This is a genomic window from Lentiprolixibacter sp., assembly GCF_982873095.1.
The window spans coordinates 1-5,216 of record NZ_CEYNTP010000204.1 but is presented as its reverse complement, the minus strand read 5'-3'; the positions used below and the strand labels follow the sequence as shown (position 1 = coordinate 5,216).

The window sequence follows — 5,216 nt, the reverse complement described above, 5'->3', positions numbered from 1 at the left end:
AAAATTGGTATAGAAATTCGGGGCCTGGAAATCAAAAGTCCCGTAATTATAGACCACATCAATGCCCTGAACCGGATCCTGTACCCTGAAGGCACTATGGCCAAATGCCGAGTACAGTTCCTGTCCCGACCCGCAGGTAAGCACGCTGATCTCAGCGGCATCTGACAAGATTGGGGATTGGCCATTTCCCAGACTTATGGCCATCAGGAAAGCAAACAGGAAACGATATCTCAAGGGCATGATTGATGAACTGCTGTATATTGTGAAAGACTCCTGCAACAAATATCTGAATAAAATACGGGACCCTGCAATGGGTTGAAAATTTATCTTATTTTTACTCCAAACAGCCATCCATGATTCGTCATCTCCCGCAATTACTTACGCTTTTAAATGTACTCAGCGGCTCCATTGCTGTGGTGTTTGCTGTACTCAATGAATTACACCTGGCTGCTTTTTTTGTGATCCTCGGGATCTTTTTTGATTTTTTTGATGGCCTTGCTGCGCGACTACTCGATGCGCAGACTGAGCTGGGGATACAGCTCGATTCCCTGGCGGATATGATCACCTGTGGCCTGGTTCCGGGAATCATCATGTTCCAGCTTCTGGGAATGTCGCAGACCGGGGGATGGAATGTCAGTGAATTTAATCCTGCACTCAGGGAAGGACCTCTTGATGCGAGCAGCCTGTTACCCTTTGCTGGATTTTTAATTACCATGGCCTCAGCGTACCGCCTGGCCCGTTTTAATATAGATGAGGATCAGGTGACCTCTTTTATAGGGTTACCCACACCGGCAAATGCCCTGCTCATCATCTCCTTCCCTTTGATCTTGCTTTACCAGGGCAATGATGCGCTCAATACTTTGATCCTTAACCCCTGGTTTCTGCTTGTTGTTACCGTGGTCAGCTCGGTCTTACTAAATGCGAATATTCCGCTTTTTGCCCTGAAATTTAAAAATTGGTCGTTCAGGGATAACGCCCTGCGCTACACCTTCATAGCCGTAAGCCTTGTCTTGCTGATGACCATGAAATACCTGGCCATTACGGCAATTGTCTTGTTTTACGTGATTAGTTCTCTGATCAATAAGTATGGAGCAAAAACAGGGGAGGGAAATGTGGAAACCGACTAGAAATCCAGTTTTTTCTTTCGTAGTTCAAAGTTTTGTCCGAGATAGACCTTCCGGACCATTTCATCTTCAGCAAGAACTTCAGGCACCCCTGATTTAAGGATCCCCCCTTCAAACATCAGATAGGAACGTTCCGTGATGGCCAGCGTTTCCTGAACATTGTGATCCGTTATCAATATCCCGATGTTCTTGTTCTTCAACTGGGCCACAATACGCTGAATGTCCTCTACGGCTACGGGATCTACCCCGGCAAAGGGCTCATCGAGCAAGATGAACTTGGGATCTGTAGCCAGGGCCCGGGCAATTTCTGTTCGTCTGCGTTCCCCTCCGGATAGCAGGTCACCGCGGTTTTTACGGATATGGCTCAAACCGAATTCTTCGATAAGGGACTCCATTTTCATGTGCTGCTCCTTTTTACTTAGAGTTGTGAGCTGCAGCACACTGAGGATGTTTTTTTCAATACTCAGTTTACGGAATACGGAAGCTTCCTGGGCCAGGTACCCAATCCCATTTTGCGCCCGTTTGTACATGGGAAATTTTGTGATTTCGGTGTCATCCAGGTAAATGCGCCCACCATTGGGTTTGATCAGGCCAACGATCATGTAAAAACAAGTCGTTTTACCGGCCCCATTAGGCCCCAGCAAACCTACGATCTCCCCTTGATTGACCTCAAGGGAGATACCCTTGACCACCTTTCGGCCCCGATAGGCCTTCATAATATTTTCAGCTCTGAGCTTCATAAAAATCAGGGATAAAGCTAAACATATAATCGGGAATAGTCTGGTGAATTAACGGAATATTAATGAAATCGATGCCTTCAGGATGAAGAACGGGGCGTTGTTTCAGGATTCCAAATGTTCCCAGAATTCGTAGGCCCTTCGCAGGTGAGGGATTACGATGGTGCCACCCACCAGCGTGGCGATTCCCAGGGTTTCCATCATTTCCTCCTTGCTGACCCCATTTTCATGGGCTTTCTCCAGGTGGTATTTAATACAATCGTCACAGCGCAGCACGGCAGAGGCGACCAAGCCCAGCAATTCCTTTGTTTTTACATCCAGGGCACCCGGACTGTAGGCGTTGGTGTCCAGGTTGAAGATGCGTTTGATTAATTTGTTGTCCGCTCCCAGGAGTTTCTCGTTCATACGGGAACGGTATTCGTTAAAATCATGAACTGGGTTTGACATGCTTGCTGCGTTGTTTTTCTTCGCGTTTGATTACTACTTTGGAAATATAGATGCTTACCTGATATAAAATAAGTACAGGTACAGCCACGATGATCTGGCTGGCGACATCGGGAGGGGTAATGATAGCCGACAGGATGAGTACAAGGACCAGGGCAATTTTCCGATACTTCTTCAGGATCTCCGGGGTAACGAGCCCCACTTTGGTCAGGAAATAGATCACAATGGGCAGCTCAAATACGATCCCACACGCAAGCACAGAAGCCCTTACCGTTGAAATATAGGAGGCTAAATCAATATCATTGAATACTTCCTCACTGACGGTATAGCTCCCCAGGAAATTGATAGAAAGGGGTGCAACAACATAATACCCGAACAACACCCCGATGAAAAACAGCAGGGAAGCGATCAGGATAAATCCTCTGGAGTATTTCCTTTCCTTTTCATAGAGTCCCGGGCTGATGAATTTCCACAATTCATATAGGATATAGGGAAACCCAACGATCACACCTGCCCAGATTGAGGTCCAAATGTGGGCAGAAAACTGCCCGGCCATCACCCGGCTCTGAACTCGGAACAGGGGTTCATCGCCACAAAAAGCCTCGCTGAAGCCCAGCATCCGGGAGAGTTTACAAAACAATCCGTAGGTAGGAAAATCTGGTTTCTTCGGACCGAAAATGATGGTGTCAAAAATGAAATCCTTCATCAGGAAGGCCACAAAGCCAATGATCACCACAGCCAGTGTGGAGCGTATCAAATGCCAGCGTAACTCTTCCAAATGGTCCAGGAAGGACATCTCATTGGGGTCCTTAGCTAATTTTGCCATTACAGTATTCCTTCATTTATGAGGTTATGCAGGTGAACTACCCCAATGTACCGGTCTCCTTCCACAGCCAGCAGCTGTGAAATTTCATTGTCCTGCATGATTTTGAGCGCTTTTACGGCAAGGACATCTGCTTCTATTACCTTGGGGTTGGAGGTCATGATATCCTTTGCCATAAGTCCGTTGATATTGTCGTATTTGTTGAGCATCCTCCTGATGTCCCCATCGGTAACTACCCCTACGATCTTATTATCTTTCATCACAGCGGTAACACCCAGCATTTTCTCGGAAATCTCGACGATAACCTTTTTAACATCCGTATCCAGCTGTACCATGGGCATCATATTGTTCTGGGCGATGTCAGAAACGCGCAAGTAAAGTCGCTTACCGAGGGTACCTCCGGGATGGTATTTGGCAAAATCCTTGCTGCTGAACCCTCGTAATTCCAAAAGGCAAATGGCCAGGGCATCCCCGATAACCAATTGGGCAGTGGTACTTGTGGTAGGCGCCAGATTATTCGGGCAGGCTTCCTTGTCCACATGGGTGTTGAGAACGTAATCGGCCTTTTTGGCGAGAAAGGAATCCATGCTCCCGGTCATGCCGATGAGGCGGTTTTTCCCATTTTTAATCAGAGGGACCAGCATTTTGATCTCCGGGGTATTTCCACTTTTTGAGATGCAGATGACCACATCGTCTTTCTGGATGGTGCCCAGGTCACCATGAATGGCATCGGCCGCGTGCATAAAGATGGCAGGGGTACCCGTAGAATTCAGGGTGGCTACAATTTTAGCAGCGATAATGGCACTTTTCCCTATCCCAGAGATCACGACCCGGCCTTCTGCATTCCGGATGCAGTTCACAGCGTTTACAAAATCCTCATCGATATACTGGGAGAGATTTTGGATCGCTTCACTCTGTGTTGCTACGGTTTTTTTTGCCAGGGAGATTATGGCTTTACTGTCCTTCAATTTCGCGTAGGATTAGCGGGTTTTGTTTTAAGAATTTGTTTGGATAAATAAACAGTTTCTAAAAGAATATGTTATCTTTAATACAGCAAAATTAAAGAAACTTTACGGAATCGCTGTTTTAAAGTTAGAGCGACTGCTACAATACTATCCACCTGCCAAAATTGAATATAGACATCTGTATGGTTTGATAAGAAAGACACTGCATTGACAGTGCCAAGCAATTGAATAAGGAATGCAATTGAAAGAGATGGATTTGCGTGCTTCACTAAAGAAGTACTTTGGTTTTTCCAATTTTAAGGGTTTACAGGAAGAGGTTATCAAGAGTGTGGTCAGCGGCCAGCATACCTTTGTAATTATGCCCACAGGAGGGGGTAAATCCCTTTGTTACCAGTTACCTGCCCTGATACAGGAAGGCACAGCCATTGTGGTCTCGCCCCTTATCGCCCTGATGAAGAATCAGGTAGATTCCATAAGAGGGGTAACGGCTCATAAAGGTGTTGCCCATGTGTTGAATTCCTCCCTCACCAAATCTGATGTAAAACTGGTTAAGGAGGATATCAGGAACGGGCTTACCAAATTGCTGTATGTAGCACCGGAGTCCCTAACCAAAGCGGATTATGTAGATTTCCTGAAATCGGTTCCCCTATCCTTTGTTGCGGTCGATGAGGCCCACTGTATTTCTGAATGGGGGCATGATTTCCGCCCGGAATACAGAAACCTGCGCAGCATTATCAACCGTCTTGGGGATGATATCCCGATCATTGGCCTTACTGCCACTGCAACACCCAAGGTACAGGAGGATATCATCAAAAACCTTGGCATTGCAGATGCCAAAGTGTTCAAGGCCTCTTTTAACCGGCCCAATCTTTTCTACGAGGTCCGCACCAAGACCAAGGACGTGGATGCGGATATCATTCGTTTTATAAAGAAAAATACAGGGAAATCCGGCATTGTTTACTGCCTGAGCCGAAAACGTGTGGAACAGCTGGCACAGGTGCTTCAGGTCAACGGGATTAGTGCAGTTCCCTATCATGCAGGTTTTGACGCTAAGACCCGATCGCGCTACCAGGACATGTTCCTGATGGAAGAAGTGGATGTGGTGGTGGCCACTATTGCCTTT

General features: G+C 46.7%; 7 protein-coding genes. 2 read left to right on the top strand and 5 right to left on the bottom strand.

Going from position 1 to position 5,216, the window contains the following annotated elements; genetic code table 11:
• The coding region (locus AC4E7D_RS11370; protein ID WP_490173912.1) for a lipoprotein N-acyltransferase Lnb domain-containing protein at positions 1-204 on the bottom strand (204 nt) is incomplete at its 3' end.
• A gap of 149 nt (positions 205-353) precedes the next feature.
• On the opposite strand from AC4E7D_RS11370, the gene AC4E7D_RS11365 reads away from it, so the two are divergent.
• Positions 354-1,127: a CDP-alcohol phosphatidyltransferase family protein gene (locus AC4E7D_RS11365; protein ID WP_490173911.1), complete on the top strand. Its 774-nt coding sequence runs from the start codon at positions 354-356 to the stop codon at positions 1,125-1,127.
• Here AC4E7D_RS11365 and lptB read toward each other — a convergent pair.
• The 4 genes from lptB to AC4E7D_RS11345 all read right to left on the bottom strand — a co-directional run bounded on the left by lptB (position 1,124) and on the right by AC4E7D_RS11345 (position 4,096).
• Positions 1,124-1,864, bottom strand: a complete 741-nt coding sequence (lptB, locus tag AC4E7D_RS11360) for an LPS export ABC transporter ATP-binding protein (RefSeq protein WP_490173910.1) — start codon at positions 1,862-1,864, stop codon at positions 1,124-1,126. The two genes, AC4E7D_RS11365 and lptB, sit on opposite strands and share 4 nt — an antisense overlap.
• Before the next feature lie 102 nt (positions 1,865-1,966).
• Positions 1,967-2,308: a carboxymuconolactone decarboxylase family protein gene (locus AC4E7D_RS11355; protein ID WP_490173909.1), complete on the bottom strand. Its 342-nt coding sequence runs from the start codon at positions 2,306-2,308 to the stop codon at positions 1,967-1,969.
• The gene (gene tatC, locus AC4E7D_RS11350) at positions 2,289-3,131 is read right to left on the bottom strand and encodes a twin-arginine translocase subunit TatC (RefSeq protein ID WP_490173908.1); all 843 of its coding nucleotides are present in this window, start codon (positions 3,129-3,131) and stop codon (positions 2,289-2,291) included. The genes AC4E7D_RS11355 and tatC overlap by 20 nt, the downstream gene beginning before the upstream one ends.
• On the bottom strand, positions 3,131-4,096 hold the full coding sequence (locus AC4E7D_RS11345; protein ID WP_490173907.1) for a KpsF/GutQ family sugar-phosphate isomerase: 966 nt from the start codon (positions 4,094-4,096) through the stop codon (positions 3,131-3,133). The genes tatC and AC4E7D_RS11345 overlap by 1 nt, the downstream gene beginning before the upstream one ends.
• Positions 4,097-4,328: 232 nt before the next feature.
• Here AC4E7D_RS11345 and AC4E7D_RS11340 point away from each other — a divergent pair.
• A partial coding sequence (locus AC4E7D_RS11340) for a RecQ family ATP-dependent DNA helicase (RefSeq protein WP_490173906.1) occupies positions 4,329-5,216 on the top strand: 888 nt, incomplete at its 3' end.

Excerpts from the sequence above, each read along its gene's own strand:
- AC4E7D_RS11365 (WP_490173911.1), top strand. The coding sequence starts at position 354 with ATGATTCGTCATCTCCCGCAATTACTTACGCTTTTAAATGTACTCAGC.
- lptB (WP_490173910.1), bottom strand. The coding sequence starts at position 1,864 with ATGAAGCTCAGAGCTGAAAATATTATGAAGGCCTATCGGGGCCGAAAG.
- tatC (WP_490173908.1), bottom strand. The coding sequence starts at position 3,131 with ATGGCAAAATTAGCTAAGGACCCCAATGAGATGTCCTTCCTGGACCAT.
- AC4E7D_RS11355 (WP_490173909.1), bottom strand. The coding sequence starts at position 2,308 with ATGTCAAACCCAGTTCATGATTTTAACGAATACCGTTCCCGTATGAAC.